Here is a 21,774-nt window from a genome sequence, read left to right on the forward strand (position 1 = left end):
ACCGGGTCAGATTGCGGGCGTTGACGTCAACTTGGGTGGACCGTGCAACATGTACGGGCAACCTTATGGCGTTGCAGCGGGCTTTTCCTGCACCATTGTCCCGAGTTTCGTGCTCAGATCGACCTGCCCCTCACGAACCGCGTTGATCTCGCCGAAGTAATCGCCCACGCGGCCCATCAGTTCGGCCCGCTTCTCGGCCTCGGTGACGACGCGCATCAGGTACTTCTCGCTTGTAGCCACGCCGGGGCCAGTCTGGTCGTTGTTGTCACGAGCTTCAATCCACCACTCGAACGTTGTGCCAATCGGCGCGCTGGCTCCAAGGGATTCGATCTTCCAAGGGTAAAAACCACGCGTCGATTTCGGCGAATGGCCGATCTCCAACGGAATCGCCTTCGCCGCCCGCGCCGCGGCATTGGCGGCGGTGATCTTAGGCGCGTCCAAGTTGAACAGGACCTCGGTTGGAACCACTTGCGGCTGTTCATCTTTCCGCGCCCACATCAGCGTGACGTGAGCGTTGCCCGCGTTCTCGAAGTACTCCAGCGTGATGTCGACCGCCTTGTCGGCCGACAGTTCGATCGGCTGCGATACCGCATCAAAATCACCATCGTGCCACTCGTCGATGATCTTCTTGCCGTCCACCCAGAGCCGCACGCCATCATCGGTGTCGAGCGTAAAGGTGTAGGTGCCCGATTCCAGCGGCTTGATCTGACCACGCCATCGCACCGAGAAGTTGTCCACGGGGATACCCGCCATCGGCGACTTCTGCTCAAAGTCGAACTCGATCGCGGGATCGATGCGGGTCTGACTGCGGCCGGCGAAATCGCGCTTGTCGAAGTATTGGCCGGTAAGGCCGTTGATCGGGAACTCCGGCTCTTCCGTCGCGGGCAGCGGGCGATACTTCAGTTCGAGCTGGGCAATTGCGAAGTCGTCGGTGCCGTCGAAGCCGACGTTGATCAGGCCCTTCGGCGTCACCAGCACCTCTCGCTCGGCCGGGCTGGTGACCGCCAGCGTTGGCGGGCGATCGGGGACCACGTCGATGCGGTACTCGGTTTCGTTCTTGCTTGTGACGCCGGTCTCATCGACCAGCTCAATGCGCATCGCGCGCGTGCCGGGCGGTAGCGGGATCGATCGTGGGCCATCGTGCGACGCATGGGCCTTGGCGGGGTCGTTGATGTCGAGCTCGAGCGGATAAGTAACGTCGGTGCCGATCATCCGAACGACGCTGCGCTGACCACCTTCGGCCGGCCGCAGCATGAGCTTCTTGGTGGCCGTCACGTCCAACACCATTCGGCTGCCGGCCAGGAACGACATGTCGCCCGGCGCTTGGGGCACGTCGGACAATCCCGTGTACTGCGGGTAGATCTGCCGGACGGCAATGGACGCGACGGCAGGCCGCTCGACCGTCTCCACCCGATAGCTCGGGCTGACGCCGTCGTTCAACTGCACGGTGTACGTGAACGATTCCGGCACCGCACCGATGGTGATCGAGAAGCCGTCCGGCACGTTAGGGTCGGGCGCCATGCTGTACGACTGCCGCACGCCCTTGGCATTGGTGGTGATCAGGGTGCCCTGCTTGGGCACGAGACCGTCAGCGGTGGCCGTCAGCGTGATGCTGTCGCCACGGGCGATGAAGCGGTCGCCCTCGCTGACGCGGACGCGCGTCTTGCGCGGCACCTCGACGCCAGGAACCAGCACAGCCCGCTTGATCAGGTCGACCGCGGTCTGTTGCCCGTAGGCGGTGGCCGCCCCTCCGGCGGCCACCAACGCTACGCAAAGGGCAGCCACACGGGTCATCTGACGCGTCGTCACGACCTGGCCGAAGTCGACCGCGCCGGCGATCTGCTCCGTCTCGCGCACCAGCTGTGTAACGAGCCCAGGGGCTGCGCCGACGGGCAGCGCCTCGGGGCGACCCAGCTGGATCGCACTGATCAACCGGCTGCGGAAGACCGGCCAATGCTGCTCGACCGATAGCGCCAGCGTCTCCTCGTCCGGTCCGCGGACGATTGGCCAGATCGAGAGCTTCAACAACAGCGTGACCGCGGCAGCCATCTGCAGGGCGAACAGGATCGCGCGCGTCGTGTACGACAGGTTGAACCACCAGTCGAGCATGGCTGTGACAAACGTCACGCCCACCACGAGCGCCACCGCCGCCGCCACGCCCGTGGCGATGCTCACGACGCTGCGCTTGCGGCGGACGATGTCGAGCTTGGAGTGGAGAAGGTCGCTCATGGGTCGGTTGTCAATTGTCCGAAACTGTTTTGCCTTACTTCAGTTGAAAGATCTTCCGCATGATCCACTCGGCCGACACGACGCCCAGCAGCAACAGGAAGTAGGCCGGGGAGGACCAGATGTCGACCTCCTGGCGGCTCTTTACGCTTTCGGACTGCTGCGAGATCGTCGAGGGAAGCGTGTGCAGATCTTCCTCACGGAAGAACGCGCCGCCGCTGGCGGTGGCGAGCTGGCGGAGCAACGGTTCGTTCATCGCGATCTCGGAGAACTCGATGCGGCTCTCGCCGACGTTCATCGCCAGGCGTGTGCGCTCGTCGCGGTCGACCCAGAACTCGTACTGGCCCTGCGGCGGCGCGACGAACTCGCCGCGGTACATCCCCTTCTGATCGGGCAACGGCCGCAGTGAGACGGTCCCGGTCGTGCGACCGTCGGCCGAGCTGTAGGTGCCCTTCACTTCCGGCGCTTCGATTGGCTGGAACGTCGTGTCGTACAGCCGTGCGTAGACGGTGACGCGGTCGCCGGCGAAGTAGTTGGCACGGTCCAGCGTGAGCTGCGTGCGCTTCGATTCGCCCAGCAGGTGGGCCATTGCCAGCCGCTGGATGATCTGGCCCCAGAATGCGATGTGGCGGGACTCGCCAGCGTTCTTGCGCCATCGCCACGTGTTGTCGGTGCCGGAATAGAAGACCTGGCCCAGGCCGTACTGCTGCAGCGCGAAGATCGGCATCTTCTCGCCCATCCGACCGGTCGTCTGGCCCGCGTCGACCGCGAGCACCTCCGCGCCCGGCTTGGCGCCGGCGACGGGGGCGGCCCAGTAGATGGGCGGCAGTTGCGTCCAGGCGTCGGCGTTGTCCTGCTGGCGGTCGGTCAGCCGCATGAACAGGCTGGAATGCCCCGCCGGCGTTAGCTCGACTTTAATTGGGCGCGTGGCGTCGTCGGCAGAGCCGGCGCTGCGCCCGATGGCCCCGATGCCACGGTTGGCCTCGAGCTGCACGGGCAGCATCTTGCCGATCGGCGTATCTTTGAACGCGGTTGGGTTGAACCGCCGACCGGCCACCACGAGCAGACCACCACCAAACTTGTCGACGAACTCGTTGATTGCTTCCAACTGTTGCTGCGCAAACTGCCGTGGGTCGACGTCGCCGAGGATGATCAGGTCGTAGGTGAACAGTTCCTTCTTGTCGCGGGGGAAGCGCGCCAGGTACGGCGAATCGGCGCCGGCGGCCATGGCGGAATCGGCCTCGAGCAGGAGAAACTTCGCGTCGACCCGGCGGTCGCGCATCAGCACGACCTGCAGGTACTTGTACTCCCAGCGCGGCGTCGTCTCGATCAACAGCACCTTGATCTTGCGATCGATCACCTTCACGCGCTGGGCGACGGTGTTGTTGTCCTTCACCGCCTCGTCGCCCTGCGCATCGATCGTGGCGACAAGGTCGAAGTCGCCCGGCTTGTCGGGCGTGAACTCCATCGAGATCACCTGTTCGTCACCGCTGAACGTCACGTCGCGCACGTCCACCGGCTGCCCGCCCAGCGACAGTTTCAGCTTCGCTGTTCGTCCCTCTAAACCGGCGCCTTTGACGCGCACGACAACCGGCACCTGATCTTTCAGGAACGCCACTTCCTGCGCGAACATGCTGGCGACGACGATGTCCTTCGGCGACGAGATTCCGACGCCCCACACGTAGAGCGGCACGCCCTCTTGCCGTGCGATCTCGGCGGCGGCGAGGGGTTGGCTGCCGGTGTTCGATTGGCCATCGGTGACCAGCCATACGCCCGCCAGTGGTTGGCCGCGCGATCGCAGCAGCGTGTCGCGCACGCCATCACCCAGCGCGGTCGCCGGAGCCGGCGCGTCCAGTCGATTCACCCATGCGTACCGATCGGCCTGCGGATCGTTCGACTGTGCCGCTTGCGTATTGGCCGCGCCCAGGTCTTCGACGCCCTGTCCGAACGACATCGGCCGCAGGTCGTAATCTTCCGACAGTGTCTGCAACAGCTTCAGCCGTTCGTTCTTCAGGCCCGCCTTCACCACGTCAATGCGATTGACGGCGTTGAGGCCCCCGGTGTCGCCGATCGATTGGTCCAGGCCCTTGGCAGGGTCGATCAGGTTGCGGGCGATCGCGACGCGCTTAATGTCGGCATCTTCCGTGCGCGTGTCGGCGATCTTCATGCTGGCCGAGGTGTCGAGCATGACCAACAGCGACCGACGCACGCTGCCCTCGACGGTGTAGCGGAAGACGGGGCGCAACAGCAGCACGAGCAGCAGCGTCAGCAGCGTCGCCCGCAGCGCGGCCATCGTGTAACGCTTGAGCGGCGGCACGTCCCGCGCCGTCTTCCAATACGACCACGCCGCCAGCGCGATCAGCAGCAGCATCGCGATGAAGAACCATCCCAGTTGCCCCGCCCCGCGGAACGCGACCGAACCGTCGGCGATGCGCGTGGCGCCATCCGCAGGAATACCGAGAAATTGGAAGAACAGGCTCTTCATTTTCTTTCGTATCACGGGCCGCGAGCCCGCGATTGCTTAACTAACACAAGACACGGGCGGGCCGCCCGTGGTACGCGCTACCGCGATCGACCGAACCATTGGGCCAAAAAAGTTTCCGACGCCGCGATCAGCAGCGCGATCATCGCCAGCGGCAACCACAGTTCCGTGCCCACGCGCGACTTCTGCACCATTTGCTCCAACGGCGTGCCGTTATTTACCCGAATGACCATCGTGGCCTCGCCGAGCGACTTTTCCTGATCGGGTGGCATCTCAGTTAAATTCGATTCCGCTGGATCGGGCTGGGCGGCGAACTTGAGCGTGCTTGCAGGATCGGTAGCGACCTGAATTTCGTAAGGCCCGCTGCGCGGCGTTTCGGTGACCCTGAGTAATGGCGCGTTGTTGACCAACTCCACACGCGTCGTGAGACGCGTGGCATTCGGGTCGGTATCGGGCGGGAGCACCGTCGCATCGCGGTTCACCCAATCCAACGGTGAGCGATACGCGAACGGAGCCCCCACCGGCACGTTCAGCGCGTCGTCCTGCCGACCGACCAGCGATGCCAGCGTGCGATAGACCAACGGCACGAACACGCCCGGGCGAACGGGCAGATCGGTCCACAGCGTGCTGGCGGTGGTGCCGAACAGCACGACCCGGCCAGCGCCGAACGTGCGTTCCATCATCAACGGCGACCCATCCGCCAGCCGCAGCACCGTACGGGCCACGCCACTGCCTTCGGGCCGAACAGCACCCTCAGCCTCGTACGCGCCGGCCTGCAGCGGGAAGTGCCGGCGTACCTTCACGTCGGCCAGGCTGCCGGACGCGGGGTCGTTCCAGATCGACGCGATCGGGTGATCGAAGTTCTGCGACTGCAGCGGCGTCGCCTTTTCGTCGGCCTTGGCGTCACCGGTCGCGCTGCCGAGCATCGCAGGCAGCATGGCGCGGTTGGCGTAGAGGGCTTCGTTGTAAAACAGCTTGGCGGTCGATTCGGTCGCGGGACCGGGGAAAATGACCAGGCCACCCCCGCCGCGCACGTACTCGACCAGCGCATCCAGCGGGCCGGTGGACAGGTCGGCGACGTTCGCCAGCACCACGGCGTCAAAATTGTCGAACCGCACGCTGCCCACATCAGTGGCGTTCACGGGCGTGGCCTTAATGAAGTGGTCGCCCGCCTCCGCGCCGGCCGGAGCGAGCGCGTTCTGCAGGAAGAACGTGTCCGCATCGCGACCGCTGGCGGCGTTGCCGCTGACCAGCAGCACGCTGATCTGATCGGTGGCGCGCACGGCGATCGTCCGCGAATCGTCGGCGGGCAGGCGGTCGGCCTCGATGCTGGCCGTCACGCTGGCGCTGCCGGGCTCGCGCAACTTGGCGAAGAGCGAGACGCTCTTGCTCTCACCGGCCGGCAGCGAATCGATCGTCGCGCCGTCGTTGGGCGCTTCACCGTTCACCGACAGCCGCACGCGGACGTTGTTCGCATCGGTCAGGCCACTGTTGGAGACGCGGGCCTCGAACCGTAGCGACCGGTCGACCACCGGCAACCCCGATGCCAGCCGCAGGTCGGTCACCGCAAGGTTCTGGTCCCCCTTGGGCCCCACTAGCAACACGTGCGAGGCAACAGCGTCCTTCGATTCCGCCAGCGTGCGCGTCGCCGACTCAAACTGCCGCCAACCGACGGCCTGACCATCGGTGGCGAAATACATCTCTCGCCGCACCGATGGCTTGTTCTTCAACCCCTCGACCGCGGTCCGCAGTGCCGGCACCACGTTGCTGGCGCGGTCGGAGAGCTTGGCTTCACGAATCGTCTTGCGGGCCAGGTTCAGATCAAGCGTTGGCTCAGCAATCACCGCCTCCACCCCGTCGCCCGCGAGCAGGACGGAAGCGGAAGAATTCGTCGGCAGCGAATCGAGCACCTGCTCAAGCGCACGTTTGGCGTTGTCGAAGCGCGTCGTGACGCCGTCGGACATGCCCATGCTGTACGAGTTGTCGAGCACGAGCGCCGCCGTCACGCCCGACCGGCCGAACAGCCCACCCGCCCCACCACCCGGAATCGCCGGCCGGGCGAGCGCCAGCGCCAGCAGCACGAGCAGCGCGCAGCGCAGGATCAGCAGCAGCAGATCCTCGATGCGCAGCCGACGCTGGTTCTGTTCCACGCTGGCCATCAGGAAGCGCATGGCCGCCCACGTCACCTTCTCGTACTGCCGCTTGTTCAGCAGGTGAATGGCGATCGGCACCGCGATCGCGGCGGCGCCGAAGAGGAGGATGGGGTTGAGGAAGCCCATGATTGAAAACTAAATCCCAAATCCCAATGCCCAACAAATGATCAGACACCAATGACCGTGAACTAGTACGCGTGATGCCTGAACGCCTCTTTTGGTCATTGGAACTTGGTCATTCGTTTGGCATCGGGGCTTGGTCATTTACATCACCTACATCACCGCCCCGTCGTTCGCTGCCGAAACGCCAAGTATCCGCTCAGCACTTCATGCAACGGGTGGCTGGTGTCGACCAGCAGGTAGTGCGTGCTGTTGCGCTCGCAGCCGTCGCTGATGCGCTGCTTAAAGTTTTCCAGCTCGCGCATGTAGCTCTTGCGAATGTCGTGCGGACGCGTTTTCAGAATCGGCGTTTCCTCAAGGCCTTCGAACTCGACGTTGCCGTCGAAGGGGAACTCGAGTTCGAACGGATCCATCACGTGGAAGACGATGACTTCCTGCCCGCCGAAGCGAAGGTGCTGGATGCCGTCGAGGATCTTCTGTTCGTCGTCGAACAGGTCGCTGATGAGGATGACGATGCCCTTGCGCTTGAGCTGCCCGGCCATCTGGTGCAGCACGTCGCCGATGTTCGTCTTGGCGTCCGGGTTGAACGCGGCCAGCGTCGACATGATGCCGTGGATGCTGTTGAGGTTGCCGGTGCGCGGGATGTGGTGGCGAACGACGCCGTCGTCGAACAGCGCCATGGAGATCGCGTCCCGCTGGTGCAGAATCAGGTACGACAGGCAGGCGGCGATCATCTTGCCGTAATCGAACTTGCTGAGCGTCGACGCAGTGGTGCCGCGCTTGGCGGCGCCGCGGCCACCACCGGTGATTCCGCTGCCGTAGCGCATCGATTCGCTGCCGTCGAGCAGGATGTGGGCGACGTAGTTCGTCTCCTGCTCGTACTGCTTGAGCATGTACCGGTCGGTGCGGCCGAGCACCTTCCAATCGATGTGGCGCGTGTCGTCACCGGCCACGTACTCACGGTGCTGCGTGAACTCGATCGAGAACCCCCGGAACGGCGACTTGTGCTCGCCGGACATGTACCCTTCCACGACGTGCCGTGCCGCCAGGCCAAGCTGTTCGGCTTGGCTGATGGTCTGAGGGTCGAGGAGGCTGGGGAGGTTTTCTGCCATGACTTTAAGGCTTCAACGCAGAGGCGCAGAGGGTGCCGAAGAGGAACGCGGAGAGATCAGAAGGAACGATGCAAAAAGACCCAGTGTTTCGCTGCGACCCTCTGCGTCTTCCCTCCGCGCCTCTGCGTTCAGAATCAATCGAGCTTCTTGTCCTTCGGGATCGCCGCCAGAATCTTCGCGGTGATGTCGTCGGCCGTGACGCCTTCGGCCTGGGCGGCGAAGTTGGGGGTGATGCGGTGCCGGAAGATCGCAGGAGTGACGGCGGCGACGTCGTCGCAGCTGACGTAGAACTGGCCGTTCAAAATGGCCCGCGCCTTCGCCGCCATGATCAAATTCAGGCTGGCGCGCGGGCCAGCGCCCCAGCTCAGCCACTTCTTGCAGAAGTCGAGCGCTTCGGGCTGCTTCGGCCGCGTCACGCGCACGATACGCTCGGCATAGGCGAAGACGTGGTCGGCAACCGGCACCCGGCGGACGATCTGCTGCAGTTGCACGATGTTCTCTGCGCTCAACACCGGCTGCGGCTTCTCACCACCCAAGCCCGTGCCCATCTTCATGATCTGCCGTTCCTCGGCCGCTGACGGGTAGTCGACGTAGATCATGAACATGAACCGGTCCAACTGCGCCTCGGGCAGCGGGTAGGTGCCTTCCTGCTCTACCGGGTTCTGCGTCGCCAGCACGAAGAACGGGTCGGGCAATTTGTGGTCGACGCCGCCCACCGTCACCCGGCGCTCCTGCATCGCCTCCAGCATGGCCGCCTGCGTCTTGGGGGGCGTGCGGTTGATCTCGTCTGCCAAAATGATGTTGCTGAAGATCGGGCCTTTCAGGAACTTGAACTCGCGGGCACCGGTCGCCTGGTCGGCGTAAATGACTTCCGTGCCGGTGATGTCCGACGGCATCAGGTCGGGCGTGAACTGAATGCGCTTGAACCCCAGATGCAGCGTCTGCGCCAACGACGAGATGAGCAGCGTCTTGGCCAGCCCCGGCACGCCCACCAGCAGCGCGTGGCTGCGGGTGAAGATGCTGATGAGCAGCTCGTCGATCACCTGCTGCTGCCCGACGATCACCTTTCCCAGCTCCGCCTTGATGGCGGCGTGGGCGGCCTTCAGGTCGCTGACGGCCTGCAGATCGGCGTCGGACACCTTCGCGGGCTTTGCTGGCGCAGTGGCGGTCGGGGTCGGCGGCATACGGTCCTTTCCAAATTCGGTCGGCAGGTGCGAGATTGGGGCAATCGCGCCCGGTATCGCCCACCTTGCGTCTATACCACTAACAGATGTCGCTGTTGAAGACGGTCCGAATGCCGCGATTACTAGGAGCGGACTTTACATCTTGCGACAACGTAGATTCCGATCCGCGACGGCCTTGGGACGCGAACGCGGCATGCAGGACGTGAGGCCAACGGGCGCTTGGCCAATCCCAGCATCGCAACGAACATCACACGTCCGCGGGCGGCGAGAAAGTCGGCCGCCGATCGTTTGGGATCTAGGAGAACAGCCCGAGGAAATGCATAGCGGTTTGGGTTGTGGCCTCGCTACCACCCATGCCCAGCCAGTCCTTAATGGGTTCCCAACCGTGCCGATAGATGAAGAAGCCAAGCACGGCGCACGCCGCCACGATCAGAAACGTCAGCAGTTGTCCCGCCAGTACGAAGACGCCGTCGCGCTCGATGATGCCGAGCAGCAGCAGGATAATTCCAAAAGCTGGGATGGCGTTCGTGAACGGGATCGGTAACGGCAACGCCATCACGAAGCCCAGAATGATCAGTGAAATCCCCAGCACCACGTTCACGCCCGGCCACAGCATGAACTGCATGCGCGGCTTCAGCAGCGACTGCAGCCGGTCGGCCCACTTCACGGCCTTCTGCACCAGCTTCTCGACCGCCTCGTGAGACAGGTGGCGTTTCCGGAAGAAGTTGGGCATCCAAGGTTGCCGGCCGATCATCAGCGTGATGCCGAACAATGCGATCGCGGCCCCGGCCGGCGCGCTAAGGCCCATGGTGGGAATCGGGAACAGGAACGGCAGCGTCAGGATCAGGAGCACCACCGCGTGTCCCCGTTCGCGCAGGGCAGCGAGAATCTGGCCCACCGTCAGCCCCTTTCCATCTGATTCGACCAGTAGGCCCTTCAGGTCTTCGGACAGCGACAGGATTCTCTCCGACGACGGCTCAGCTACAGGTTGCATCGATGAACGGTCCTTCAATAACGGCCTCTACACGACGGCGGCAAAGTCTACCACGGGATGCTGAACATTGCAGCTATCGGACGCGTAGTGCCGATGTCAGGCAGAGTTAACGTCGATCGCACGTCACACCTCCTTGATTACACATGGGTACGGCCTACAATTTCCCGGTCACTCATCGCACGGCGTGGTCCTTCCGGCCCACCGGCACAAGTGGATCGCATTTGAGGGGTCGACCTGTAACAGGGATCGGCCAATAGGAGATGGACATGTTCGAACGGTTTACGGATCGCGCCCGAAAAGTCATGGCGCTTGCCAACCAGGAAGCTCAGCGCTTCAACCATGAATACATCGGCACCGAACACATCCTGCTCGGGCTGGTGAAGGAAGGGTCGGGCGTTGGCGCCAACGTGCTGAAGAACCTCGACGTCGACCTGCGTAAGGTACGACTTGAAGTCGAGAAGCTCGTCAAGAGCGGTCCTGACATGGTCACCATGGGCAAGCTGCCGCAGACGCCGCGCGCCAAAAAGGTGATCGAGTACGCGATCGAAGAGGCGCGCAACCTCAACCACAATTACGTGGGCACCGAGCATCTGCTACTCGGCCTGCTTCGCGAGCACGACGGTGTCGCGGCACAGGTACTGATGAACCTCGGGCTGAAGCTCGAAGAAGTGCGGGAAGAAGTCCTTAACCTTTTAGGTGCAGGCGTGGAAAGCGAAGAACCGCAACCGCAGGAAAAACAGGGTACGAAGAGCAAGAGCAAAACCCCAGCGCTCGACTCGTTCGGTCGCGACCTGACGGAGCTGGCCAAAGAAGGCCAGCTTGATCCGGTCATCGGCCGGGCCAACGAGATCGAACGCGTCATTCAGATCCTCTGCCGTCGCCAGAAGAACAACCCAGTCTTATTGGGTGAGGCGGGCGTCGGCAAAACCGCGATCGTCGAAGGCCTGGCGCAGATGGTGATCGGGTCGGCCGTGCCGGAGATCCTGCACGACCGCCGGATCGTCGTGCTGGACCTGGCGATGATGGTCGCGGGCACGAAGTATCGCGGTCAGTTCGAGGAGCGCATCAAGGCAGTGATGAACGAAGTTCGTCGCGCCAAGAACGTCATCCTGTTCATCGACGAGCTGCACACGCTCGTGGGTGCCGGCGGCGCCGAGGGCGCGATCGACGCCAGCAACGTGCTGAAGCCGGCGCTGAGCCGTGGTGAGATTCAGTGCATCGGCGCGACGACGTTCGACGAGTACCGCAAGTACATCGAGAAGGACGCCGCCCTTGCTCGCCGGTTCCAGCCGATCACGGTTGAGCCGCCGAACAAGAAGGACGCGATCGAGATCCTCAAGGGTCTGCGCGACCGCTACGAGGCGCACCATCGCGTGCAGATTCTGGACGAGGCGCTGATCGCTGCCGTGGAGATGTCCGACCGCTACATCAGTGGTCGGGCGTTGCCGGACAAGGCGATCGACGTGTTGGACGAGGCGGGTGCCCGCATCCGTCTTCGTAGCATGACCAAGCCCCCGAACCTTGCCGAATTGGAAGAGCAGATCGAACGGCTCAGTATCCAGAAGGACGAGGCGGTTAAGAACGCCGAGTACGAGGAAGCCGCCCGTCTGCGCGACCAAGCCGAAGCGCTGCGTGCTAAGAAAGAGGACATGCAGAAGCAGTGGCGCGAGAAGGCTAAGGAGATCGACGGCGTGGTCGACGAAGAGGTGATCGCTGAAGTCATCAGCAAGATGACCGGCGTGCCCCTCACCCGCCTCGAGAAGGAAGAGGCCCAGCGGCTGCTCGAACTGGAGAATGAGCTGCACAAGCGCGTGGTCAGCCAAGACGAAGCGATCAAGGCGATCAGCAAGACGATCCGCCGTGCGCGCAGCGGCCTGAAGGACCCGAACCGCCCGATGGGTTCGTTCCTGTTCCTGGGCCCCACGGGCGTCGGCAAGACGCTGCTCAGCAAGGCCCTGGCCGAGTTCATGTTCGGCGATGAGGATGCCCTCATCCAGATCGACATGAGCGAGTACATGGAGAAGCACAACGTCTCTCGTCTGATCGGCGCGCCTCCGGGCTACGTCGGTTACGAGGAAGGTGGCCAGCTCACCGAGCGCATCCGCCGGCGGCCGTACGCCGTGCTGTTGCTCGACGAGGTCGAGAAGGCGCACCCGGACGTCTTCAACATGCTGCTGCAGATCATGGAAGAAGGCCGCCTGACCGACTCGTTCGGCCGGCACGTCGACTTCAAGAACGTCATCATGATCATGACCTCGAACATCGGTTCGGACCTGATCAAGGGTGGCGGGCCGCAGTTCGGCCTGCGTCCGCTCGGTAAGGGCGGCACGGAGGAGCGTAACTACCAGCAGATCAAGGAGACCGTGATGAAGGAGCTCGAACGCTACGTTCGACCCGAATTCATCGGCCGCCTGGACGACGTCATCGTCTTCCGTCCGCTGGGCAAGGCACAGCTCGAGGAGATCGTGGTCTTCGAACTGAAGAAGGTCACCAAGCGCCTCGGCGAGCACGGCATGAAGGTCGAGCTGTCTGAGGAAGCCAAGGTGTTCCTGATCGAGAAGGGCACGAACGTCGACTTCGGCGCCCGCCCGCTGCGTCGCGCGATCGAGCAGCACATTGAAGACCCGCTCAGCGAGGAAATCCTGCGCGGCAACTTCAAGGGCAAGGACACGATCAAGATCACCGTGAAGGACGAAGGCGAGGGCAACAAGCACCTCTACTTCGAAGCCATCAGCAGCGGTGACAAGACCGGCGACAAGCCGCAACTGGCCCAGGCCTCCAGCGACGCGACCTAAGACGTCACGCTCGTAACAACATCAACCCGAAACCCCGGCGTGCTCGATTCATCGAGCACGCCGGTTTTATTTGTGCAAAGCATCTCATCAACGCGTTCTGCTCAACCCAACCTGCTCAACGCACACCAACTCAAGTTGTCATCCCGATGGGAGGCTCGCCGACCTGAGGGATCTCGACCATCAAAAGGCGCTCGGTATTGCGCCTATTTTCCCGTAAAATCTTGTCGTGCCACTAGATGAAGAGGTAATATCGCGCGCCGCTCGGTTCAAGATCGACGCGATGGAACAGGTGCTGACCTATCAACTCCCCGCCGTCCATCGGCTGGCGGTGGCGCTCACCGGCCGCCGCGCCGCGGGCAGTGCCGTTGCGCGGCAGGTGTTGTCTCGCAGTTTGAAGTTCGTCCACACCTGGGATGCCCCCGAGACGGTCGAACGCTGGTTCTACCATCACACGATCCAATCCACCCGGCCCTACGCCGACGATCCACCCGACCCGCGTAAGGACGTGCTGCTCCTCCCTGGCACCACCGCCGACCTGCAGGCGGTGGCGTTCGTGAAAGCGTTGCGATCGCTGCCACCCCAGCAGCGCGAGGCGTACCTATTGACGCACGGCGAGCAACTGCCGCCGCGCCCGGTAGCAACCGCGATGGATTGCTCGCTCGACGCCTCGGCCAACCACCTCGTCGTCGCGACGCGCACGCTGAAAGACATCGGCGGCACCGAATACCCGCGCCTGGAACTGTCGGTCGCCACCGCGTACGCATCGCTGACGCCCGAAGGCGACGAGACCGTCTCCGTCGCCCGCTCCGCCATCCGCCGCCACGTCTGGCCCCGGCGGATCAAGCGCATCCTCTCGACCGCCCTGCTGCTGGCCATCATCGCGGCCATCGCGTGGATCGTGCTGAAGGTCCGGCCAACGATCGAGTTCTAGCTTGGCGTCTCGGAAGAAGTGCCTGCATTGGCCGTGGCATGGGCGTCTCGCCCATGCGTGCGATGATGCCAGTCAATTTGATTTGCAGCTGTTGCTCGGTCGAAGCGAGTGGCCACTAAGAATACTTCCCCTCCAATCCACACGCATGGGCGAGACGCCCATGCCACGGTCGGAGCGCCCGCCCCACAGTCAAGTGCAGATGCGCGCGACGACGCCACGGCTGGTGCTCCCAGCCGTGGCGTCGTTATCGTTCATTGATTTTGCAGAGGGACACGGGCGAGCCGCCCGTGGTACGCGCGTCAGTCACTTCGCGTCGTCGAACGAAAAGCGCCGCCCTACGACCGCGATGCGATCGCGCTGCTCACCGGCCGCAGCACGCGCGGCACGACGTACTGCGTCGCCAGCGTCTCGGCCCGCTCGGTCATCTGCTCGAACATCGACTCCAGCGATTCCTTCGGCTTGTCGCCCCAGTAGCGCCGCAAGATCAGGTAGACGCTGATCACGTCGTCGCTGTAGTCGCCGGTGCGCACCTGATAGCTGTTCGTGCGCGTCACGATGTCGATACGCGCCTGCAACCGGCAGTCGTCGCTCAGCGATACCGTTACGGTCGGTTGGAAGTCGATCGCCCGCGCGCCCACCTCTTCCGTCAGGCATGTCAACGGTGAGTTGGCAAACAAACTGTCGGCGATCACCTCGTCATGGTTGCCCGTGAACGAGAGGTCAAACCCGAACAGCACGTCAAGGTAATCGATCTCGACCGGCGAAATGCCCAGCTGATACGGCGCCTGTTCCAGCACCATCTTGTGCAGCTTCAGCGATTCCTCGACCGTCTCCGGGTTCACGTGGCCGCTCGCCAAGCGCTTGTTCTCCAGCGCCAGCCAGCGATACGCGTGACCGCTGCGATCCTCTTCCAGGTTGAAGTCGCCGTTGTCGGACTTGCGGAAGCGCGTCATTCGCGGAAATGTCTTCTGGACGCGCTCGAACATGTGCAGCACGGTCTCTCGGCTGTGCGGCAACTGCAGTTGCGAACCCAGACGCATGTTGACGTAGAAATCTTCGCAGAAGGCGGCAAACGGATTGGACATACAAACTCCCTATCCCAGAAACGCCCGGCAGTGCAGGCAGCCCTTGTTCTTCCATGAACATCGGCGATTCGCCCGGCCGAAGTGTAACGGATTCCGATAACAACGAAAGTGCTCAGGCAAAGGTTCGTTGACGCACGAAATTTTCGCGCCTATAAGGCTCGCATGGCTGTGCCCGTCTATGCCTTAGTGGGGTCTGATTCGTTCCTGCAACTCGAAGCACTGTCGCGCCTGCTCGCGTCGCTCCCAGCCGACGTGCAGCGCATCGATCTCGACGGCGAGCGGGCTCAACTGGCCGACGTGCTCGACGAGCTCCGCAGCTTCGCAATGTTCGGCAGCGGCAAGGTCGTCGTCGTGCGCGATGCCGACGACTTCATCTCCCGCTTCCGCGAGCAACTCGAAGACTACCTCGCCAAGCCGTCCGACAGCGGCACGCTCGTGCTGCGCGTCCCCTCGCTGCCCGCCAACCAGCGCATCGCCAAGCTCATCGCCAAGGTCGGCAAGATCGAAGCCTGCGAACCCCCCAAGGCCGCCGCCCTGCCCAAGTGGATCGTCGACCGCGCCCGCAGCGTCCACGGCTTAAAGGTGGCAGGGGATGCCGCGCAGATCCTGGCCGACCTTGTCGGCGACGACATGGGCCGGCTCGATGGCGAGCTCTCCAAGCTCGCGCTGCAGGTGGAGGGCAACGTCGCCACCGCCGCCGACGTCACGCTCGGCGTCGCGTTCCAGCGTGAGCAGGAGATGTGGGACATGACCAACGAGCTCGCCGCCGGCCGGGTCGACAAGGCCATGCAGCGATGGCGGCAACTCACGCAACTCGATTCCTCCACCGAGTTCCGCGCCGTCACCTGGCTCAGCATGTGGCTGGAGAACGTCCGCAAGGCGCTGGCGATGAAGCGCCAAGGCATGGCCCCCGGCGCCATTGCCAGCGCGTTGCGCCTCTGGCCGCGCGAGATGCAGGGCCCCTTCTTCAAGACCGCCGACACGCTGGGCGACGCCGGCGTCGCCCGCGCCATCGACCTGCTCGCCCAGATCGACAAACAATCCAAGTCCGGCATCGGCGACGCCGCCGCCAACGTCGAACGCTTCATGCTCACGCTGGCGACGCGGTGATGGGATGAAGAACGGGGGCGGAGCTCATCACGGAAGGCCGAACAATCCCATAGGATCCGAAGGTACGCCTGCGGACCGCTTCTCGACGTGGCAACAAGGGATGGTCCGCAGGGGTACCAGCGGACCCTACAAGACTTAGTAGCCATCGATTTCGGACTTGATCACGCGGTCGTTGGCGTCGAGGTGAACGAACACGAATGCGCTGTCCATGCCCCGCATACTCCAGCCTCCGAGATAATATGTGTACGCGCGAGGGCCCAACACGTGGTTGCCACCCGCATCGCGGTTGGCCAATACCACTTCTTCCGGTTTGCCGAGCATGGCGACGACTTGTGCTTCGGTCATACCTGGCGTCAAGCGCCGGACCACGTCCCGAGCCATTGCAGCGCGAGATACAGGTGTTCCGCCAATCCACGCGCTTGATGAGAAGGACTGCTCGGCGAATGGATCGAGCGCGCGGCGTGTCGCGATGCCAGAGGCGATGACGCAGCCCCCGACGAGCAGACTAATGACGATGATGACCGTTCGCCGGTGACGCATGACGTAAGGCCAATTAACGGCGGGTGGCAGATGTTGTGTACTCGCAACCCGTGTCGTGTCGTTCGGCCCAGCCGGGTGCCACGGGCGGTACGCCGCCCGTGCGGGTCAGTCTATCCGAAGGCACGGGTCGGGTACGACCCGTGGCACGCGGCGTGTTTGATTAGCTGATCCTCGCCGCATTGGCCGCGCGTGTTGCTTCGTCTATCAACCCGTCCTTTGCGCAGCGGTTCAGAAACTTGGCCATGGCACTGACGACTTTTCGCCTGGCCTCTTTGCCGGGTGCCACGGTCGGTACGCCGCCCGTGCGGGTCAGTCTATCCGAAGGCACGGGTCGGGTACGACCCGTGGCACCCGGCAAAGACTCCCGACCTCTTTCTTCCACCGGTGGGTTAGGCCCGTCGGTGAGGGTGGGGCGGGCGGATGATATGCCGCAGGGCCGAGCGTTGCGGCATACTAGGTTCTGTCTGAAAACCGCGCGTAAGGGCAGGCCTCCGTGCCTGCCCGTATTTTGTCGACTGGACGAGGAGGGCAGGCACGGAGGCCTGCCCCTACGCGCGGTGGACTCAAAGTACGGACCTACGCACTTGATGAACCCATGGTGCAACTCGTCATCCTGAGGTACTCCGAAGGATCTCTTTCCGCTTGAAGCAAATACGGGGGGAGATCCTTCGGAGTACCTCAGGATGACGTCGGTTCGTCACGTGCATAAGTCCGGACAAGAATGTCTGTGCCGCAGAAGACAGAAATCAGGAATACGTGGGGAGAGCGGGGGGAGAGACAGGCAGGAATGCCTGTCCCACAGAACGCAGGCCCGACGGCGCGAGTCTCGTCGGGTGGGTTTCATCCCCACCGGTTGGCACGAGGGGCAACGTGGACGAGATGAACCCGACCTCACGGAAAGCGGTAACTGAGCGACAAAATCAGAGCCTTACGCGCCGAATGTCATTTCGGCTCGCCGGACGAGATCCGAGCGTGCCCGATAACAACCGGCCGCGCCAGATAAGATCCGGACGCGCCAAACATGATCCGGAGGCTCCGGATAATTGCCGACCGCGCCGGATAATATTTGAAGGCTCCGGATAATAACTGACCGCGCCGGATAATATTTGGAGGCTCCGGATAATAACTGATCGCGCCGGATGATATTTGGTGGCTCCGGATAATAACTAGCCGCGCCGGATGATATTTGGTGGCTCCGGATAATAACTGGCCGCGCCGGATAATATGTGGAGGCTCCGGATAATAACTGAACGCGCCGGATGAGATACGGCCGCGGCGGGTAATAGCCGATCGCGCCGGATGATATTTGGAGGCGGCGGATAATCGCTGGGCGGGCCGGATAATCGCTGGGCGCAGCGGATGAGATCTGAGAGCGCGGGATAATTGTCGCCTTCGTCGGGATTAAGTCGGGGCGGTGGTGGGTCGATAGGACGCACGGTGCCGGGCGTTTGGGCGGCAAGGGGAACGTTGGCGATCGGGCGACCCATAACGTCCCGTTTTTCTCACTGCGATGGTGGGACGTTAATCTTCCGGGGTGGACGAAGGGACCCGCGTGGTGGGCCACGCAACTTCCGTGGCGGACGACGGAACTTCTGTACAACCGCACGACCGACCCGCCGCGGCCGATCCGAACGGGGTCAGGCAAATTGAGAAGCCCTGAGAATGAAAAAGAAGGATGAACGCGGCGCGGCCCGTACGGCGCGCCGCTTCTTCCTTTGCCCTTCCGCCTTCATACTTCCACACTACCGCCCTGGCGGGGGCACGTCGGGCCGGCGGGCGTTGACGTCGCTGGGACTCAAGTCCTGCCCGCGGCGGGCGGCGATGTCGTCGGGTGTATAGAGGGCGGCACCGTCGGGCAGGCGGGATTCGTTGCCGAAGTTCGTCAGCATGTGGTTCAACACCGCGGCCATGTTCGCGTCGGCCAGGTGGCCCATGGGGGGCATCGGGGCGCGCCAGCGGGGGCTGGTGAGGCCGTAGAGGTGCACGTCGATCAGGTAATCGCGCCCGCCCGGCGCGGCCAGCAGGTCGGCGGCGTGACCGAGGCCGGGGTATTGGTCCCAGCCTTGGCCGTTGGTGCCGTGACAGTTCAGGCAGTTGACGTAGTAGGATTGCCGCCCCACCGCGCGCCAGTCGAACGTCGTGTCGCGCGGCTCGAAGCGCGAGAATGACGTGGGCTCGTCGGAAAGGATGACCTGCCTGGACCGTGCCCACGCGAAGAAGGCCGAGAAGGCGATGAGCAGCACGGCCAGGGTGATGAGTGCGATGTGGGCGATGAGGTGTCGCATGGTGCGTGGCCTTTGATGCTAAGCCAGGTCGAAGCGTTCCATGTGGATGTGCCGCTCGGGCACGTCGTGACCGATGAGCGACTTGTGCACCGCGGCCATCATCGCGGGCGGGCCACAGACGAAGAACGCGCGGGTGAAGCGCTCCTTCGGGATGTGCCGCTCGAGCAGCTCGCTGGTGATCTGGCCGGTATCCACCTCGATGTGGTCGGGCGGGCTTTCCAGCACGTATCGCACCTCGAGTTGGAGGCGTTCCTTCAGTCGCTCGATCTCGTCGTGGTAGGCGGCGTCGTCGAGCGACTTGTCGGCGTAGATGAGCATGACCGGCCGCGGATCTTCGCGGTCGGCCATGGTGCGGAGCATCGAGACGAACGGCGTGATGCCCACCCCACCGGCGATGAAGACGTAACCGACGGCCGGGTAGCGGTCGATGCTGAACGCGCCGTGAGGGCCGTCGACGTAGGCGAGCGTGCCCGGGGCGATGTCCTTCAGGCGCTTCGTGAAATCGCCCAATGCCTTCACGCCAAACTCGATGCGGCCGGGCTTCTCGGCGCTGCCGGCGAAGCTGAAGGGATGCTCTTCGAGCGTGAAGGGTGTGCCCTCCAGCTTGATCCAAGCGAACTGGCCGGGTTCGAACGTCATGCCGTCCTGCCCCACGGGTTCGAGGGTGAGCACGTTGGTGTCGCCGCGCTCGGGCGTGATGGCGGCGATGCGCCACGTGTATTCCTTCTGCCGGACGGGCTTCCACACCCGCAGGTAAAGCACCAGCCCCACGGTGATGACGGCGATGCCGATCCAGACGGCGTGCTTCCAGAACGTGTTCGTGTACAGCCCCGCCATCGAGACGTGCAGCTGCGCGAACACCACCGCCGCCACACCCAGCACCAGGTGCGAGAGGCGCCACATCTCGTAGTTCAACCGCAACCGCTCGCGAAACACCGAGGTGACGACGATGGCGATTAGCGAGAAGATGGCGCCCCACGCCGAGCGGCTGGCCCAGTTGCCGCCGAGCGGGTTGAGCAGCTTTGCGCGTGAGGGATTGTCGATCACGATGATGATGGGGTGCAACAGCACGAGCCCCACGGCCACCAGCGCGATCTGCCGGTGGTAGCGCAGGATGACATCAATACCGTACGGGGCCGTGACGCGCTTGAACCGGGCGATCAACACGAACTGCACGGCGATCTGCGTCAGGGCGACGAAACCCAGCGCAACCGAGAATTCCAGCCAGAACCCGCGCCCGCTGGGCACCGGTGGCACCAGCATCAGCCCCACGGGCAACAGCACGACCAACAGGTAAAGCGCGATCCAGAAGAAGCCGGAGATCGTTCGAGACATGTCACCCTCCGGCAGAAAAAACCGTTGCTGCGATGGCGGCAACGAAGGATCCCGGTTGCCGTCCGCGGTGCCCGTGCGAGCACGGCACGGTCAAGTTCTCGTACGGGATGGCGATCTCGTCAACGGCAAGAATTCGGGCAGCGACGACGCCGATGGCTTAGCGTCGGTATTTGGTGGGAAGCGTCGAGAAGCGTCGAACAGTGGCCTCAATCGGAGTCGAACCGATACGCCCGTGAAGGCGGTGGATTTTGAATCCACTGCGTCTGCCAATTCCGCCATGAGGCCGGGGAATTTTCGACGCGGATTGTAGGATGGCCGCCGATCGATCGCAAGTCGCGCGTTGCGCACGGCGCGGCAGTGGAACGAACGGGGGCGGTGCGGGTAATGTTGATCGCCTATGTTTGACGAGCCCAACGAACCCCCTGCCGACCGTCCGACCGATCCCGCCGTTCGCGCCAAGGACAAGGCCGACGAACTGCGCATGCACGCCGACCTGGCGGCCGTGTTTGAGGGACATCGCAAGTTCGACGCGGAGCTGCGGAGCGATCTTCCGGCCGACACCGCGCGCGACATTCAGCGACGCATCGGGCGATTGGAGAAATCCAGGTCTGCCGACAGTCCGCTGCTGCCTGAGAGCGTTGCGGGTGAGGCGGCCGAGCTGTTGAACCTGCCGCAGGCGGGCTCGCTGTCGACTAACGACTATCACATCCACCGCCGCCCGGGCGAAGCGATGATCGTCCGCTGGTTGACCGGCGAGCAGGTCGAGCAGTTCTACACGCGCGTTCAGGCCCACTTCGATGTCGGGCTGACCGGAGTGCGCGAGGATGAACGCCAAGCCCTCGGCTGGAAGCAGGACCCCGCCACGCTGGCCTACTTGGACGCGCTGGACACGCTCGAAGTGAAGATGGCTGAACGCTACCTGCGCGAACCGATCCGCACGCTCGGCCTGTTCGTGCTGTCCACGCTGGCGATCGACGAGATGAACATCGCCCACGTCTGCGACTACCTCATCGGCCTGCCGGCCGTCGACGTGGTGGGCGCCGCATCCGCCCCGCCAGCGGAACCGACCGAGCAGGATCTCACCTGGTTCTTCAAGCTCTTCTCCCTGCGCGGCACGATCGACGGCGTCGAACGCATGTGCTTCTTCACGTACCTGCAGAAGACCGACGACACTCCGTGGTAAGCGCGGTCCATCTCGATGTTCGGCATCCGCCTCCCCACGTAGCATGGGCGTCTCGCCCATGCCCGCACCCGAAGCGAAAATTGCCGCCCCCGTTCAGTAGCGCATCATTCGACAACGGCCACGTCTTCTCTTCTGCTGACATGCATGGGCGAGACGCCCATGCTACGTGAAGACGGCTGCCTTACCGGCCAAATACCCACCCCGCCCCCCACCGTGTGACAGTCGCCCACCATCGCCCT

Annotated in this window: 14 protein-coding genes and 1 tRNA gene; 4 read left to right on the forward strand and 11 right to left on the reverse strand. The window is 63.6% G+C overall.

Going from position 1 to position 21,774, the window contains the following annotated elements:
- Positions 1-63: 63 nt before the first annotated feature.
- From VGN72_06835 to VGN72_06860, 6 genes are all read right to left on the reverse strand, one after another.
- Positions 64-2,229, reverse strand: a complete 2,166-nt coding sequence (locus VGN72_06835) for a PA14 domain-containing protein (GenBank protein ID HEV7299065.1) — start codon at positions 2,227-2,229, stop codon at positions 64-66.
- Positions 2,230-2,263: 34 nt separating this feature from the next.
- Positions 2,264-4,711 carry a hypothetical protein gene (locus VGN72_06840; GenBank protein ID HEV7299066.1) on the reverse strand — a complete coding sequence of 816 codons (2,448 nt, stop codon included), beginning with the start codon at positions 4,709-4,711 and terminating at the stop codon, positions 2,264-2,266.
- Between the two features lie 77 nt (positions 4,712-4,788).
- Positions 4,789-6,987, reverse strand: coding sequence for a BatA domain-containing protein (locus tag VGN72_06845; GenBank protein ID HEV7299067.1), 2,199 nt, complete (start codon positions 6,985-6,987; stop codon positions 4,789-4,791).
- Between the two features lie 152 nt (positions 6,988-7,139).
- On the reverse strand, positions 7,140-8,093 hold the full coding sequence (locus VGN72_06850; GenBank protein ID HEV7299068.1) for a DUF58 domain-containing protein: 954 nt from the start codon (positions 8,091-8,093) through the stop codon (positions 7,140-7,142).
- Positions 8,094-8,227: 134 nt separating this feature from the next.
- Positions 8,228-9,277: a MoxR family ATPase gene (locus VGN72_06855; protein ID HEV7299069.1), complete on the reverse strand. Its 1,050-nt coding sequence runs from the start codon at positions 9,275-9,277 to the stop codon at positions 8,228-8,230.
- 295 nt (positions 9,278-9,572) lie between these two features.
- Positions 9,573-10,271 (reverse strand): exopolysaccharide biosynthesis protein, encoded by a 699-nt coding sequence (locus VGN72_06860; protein ID HEV7299070.1) that lies wholly within the window; start codon positions 10,269-10,271, stop codon positions 9,573-9,575.
- 266 nt (positions 10,272-10,537) lie between these two features.
- Here VGN72_06860 and VGN72_06865 point away from each other — a divergent pair, with 266 nt between their 5' ends.
- Together VGN72_06865 and VGN72_06870 are read left to right on the forward strand one after the other, a co-directional pair.
- Positions 10,538-13,066, forward strand: coding sequence for an ATP-dependent Clp protease ATP-binding subunit (locus VGN72_06865; protein HEV7299071.1), 2,529 nt, complete (start codon positions 10,538-10,540; stop codon positions 13,064-13,066).
- Between the two features lie 226 nt (positions 13,067-13,292).
- Positions 13,293-13,997, forward strand: a complete 705-nt coding sequence (locus tag VGN72_06870; GenBank protein HEV7299072.1) for a sigma factor-like helix-turn-helix DNA-binding protein — start codon at positions 13,293-13,295, stop codon at positions 13,995-13,997.
- 335 nt (positions 13,998-14,332) lie between these two features.
- On the opposite strand, the gene VGN72_06875 is transcribed toward VGN72_06870, so the two are convergent.
- Positions 14,333-15,082 carry a hypothetical protein gene (locus VGN72_06875; protein HEV7299073.1) on the reverse strand — a complete coding sequence of 250 codons (750 nt, stop codon included), beginning with the start codon at positions 15,080-15,082 and terminating at the stop codon, positions 14,333-14,335.
- Between the two features lie 162 nt (positions 15,083-15,244).
- On the opposite strand from VGN72_06875, the gene holA reads away from it, so the two are divergent.
- Positions 15,245-16,192: a DNA polymerase III subunit delta gene (gene holA, locus VGN72_06880; protein HEV7299074.1), complete on the forward strand. Its 948-nt coding sequence runs from the start codon at positions 15,245-15,247 to the stop codon at positions 16,190-16,192.
- A gap of 135 nt (positions 16,193-16,327) precedes the next feature.
- Here holA and VGN72_06885 read toward each other — a convergent pair whose 3' ends face one another.
- The 4 genes from VGN72_06885 to VGN72_06900 all read right to left on the reverse strand — a co-directional run bounded on the left by VGN72_06885 (position 16,328) and on the right by VGN72_06900 (position 20,637).
- Entirely contained in the window at positions 16,328-16,732 is a 405-nt protein-coding gene (locus VGN72_06885; protein ID HEV7299075.1) for a hypothetical protein, read from the reverse strand.
- A 1,742-nt stretch (positions 16,733-18,474) separates the two neighbouring features.
- Positions 18,475-19,017 carry a cytochrome c gene (locus VGN72_06890; protein ID HEV7299076.1) on the reverse strand — a complete coding sequence of 181 codons (543 nt, stop codon included), beginning with the start codon at positions 19,015-19,017 and terminating at the stop codon, positions 18,475-18,477.
- An 18-nt stretch (positions 19,018-19,035) separates the two neighbouring features.
- Complete coding sequence (locus VGN72_06895; protein ID HEV7299077.1) at positions 19,036-20,352, reverse strand: ferric reductase-like transmembrane domain-containing protein; 1,317 nt, start codon at positions 20,350-20,352, stop codon at positions 19,036-19,038.
- A gap of 201 nt (positions 20,353-20,553) precedes the next feature.
- A tRNA-Leu gene (locus VGN72_06900) sits at positions 20,554-20,637 on the reverse strand.
- 112 nt (positions 20,638-20,749) lie between these two features.
- Here VGN72_06900 and VGN72_06905 point away from each other — a divergent pair.
- The gene (locus tag VGN72_06905) at positions 20,750-21,535 is read left to right on the forward strand and encodes a hypothetical protein (GenBank protein HEV7299078.1); all 786 of its coding nucleotides are present in this window, start codon (positions 20,750-20,752) and stop codon (positions 21,533-21,535) included.
- Positions 21,536-21,774 lie beyond the last annotated feature (239 nt).

This window comes from Tepidisphaeraceae bacterium (assembly GCA_035998445.1).
Lineage (GTDB): Bacteria > Planctomycetota > Phycisphaerae > Tepidisphaerales > Tepidisphaeraceae > DASYHQ01.

Excerpts from the sequence above, each read along its gene's own strand:
- VGN72_06835 (HEV7299065.1), bottom strand. The coding sequence starts at position 2,229 with ATGAGCGACCTTCTCCACTCCAAGCTCGACATCGTCCGCCGCAAGCGC.
- VGN72_06840 (HEV7299066.1), bottom strand. The coding sequence starts at position 4,711 with ATGAAGAGCCTGTTCTTCCAATTTCTCGGTATTCCTGCGGATGGCGCC.
- VGN72_06845 (HEV7299067.1), bottom strand. The coding sequence starts at position 6,987 with ATGGGCTTCCTCAACCCCATCCTCCTCTTCGGCGCCGCCGCGATCGCG.
- VGN72_06850 (HEV7299068.1), bottom strand. The coding sequence starts at position 8,093 with ATGGCAGAAAACCTCCCCAGCCTCCTCGACCCTCAGACCATCAGCCAA.
- VGN72_06855 (HEV7299069.1), bottom strand. The coding sequence starts at position 9,277 with ATGCCGCCGACCCCGACCGCCACTGCGCCAGCAAAGCCCGCGAAGGTG.
- VGN72_06860 (HEV7299070.1), bottom strand. The coding sequence starts at position 10,271 with ATGCAACCTGTAGCTGAGCCGTCGTCGGAGAGAATCCTGTCGCTGTCC.
- VGN72_06865 (HEV7299071.1), top strand. The coding sequence starts at position 10,538 with ATGTTCGAACGGTTTACGGATCGCGCCCGAAAAGTCATGGCGCTTGCC.
- VGN72_06875 (HEV7299073.1), bottom strand. The coding sequence starts at position 15,082 with ATGTCCAATCCGTTTGCCGCCTTCTGCGAAGATTTCTACGTCAACATG.
- holA (HEV7299074.1), top strand. The coding sequence starts at position 15,245 with ATGGCTGTGCCCGTCTATGCCTTAGTGGGGTCTGATTCGTTCCTGCAA.
- VGN72_06885 (HEV7299075.1), bottom strand. The coding sequence starts at position 16,732 with ATGCGTCACCGGCGAACGGTCATCATCGTCATTAGTCTGCTCGTCGGG.
- VGN72_06890 (HEV7299076.1), bottom strand. The coding sequence starts at position 19,017 with ATGCGACACCTCATCGCCCACATCGCACTCATCACCCTGGCCGTGCTG.
- VGN72_06895 (HEV7299077.1), bottom strand. The coding sequence starts at position 20,352 with ATGTCTCGAACGATCTCCGGCTTCTTCTGGATCGCGCTTTACCTGTTG.
- VGN72_06905 (HEV7299078.1), top strand. The coding sequence starts at position 20,750 with ATGTTTGACGAGCCCAACGAACCCCCTGCCGACCGTCCGACCGATCCC.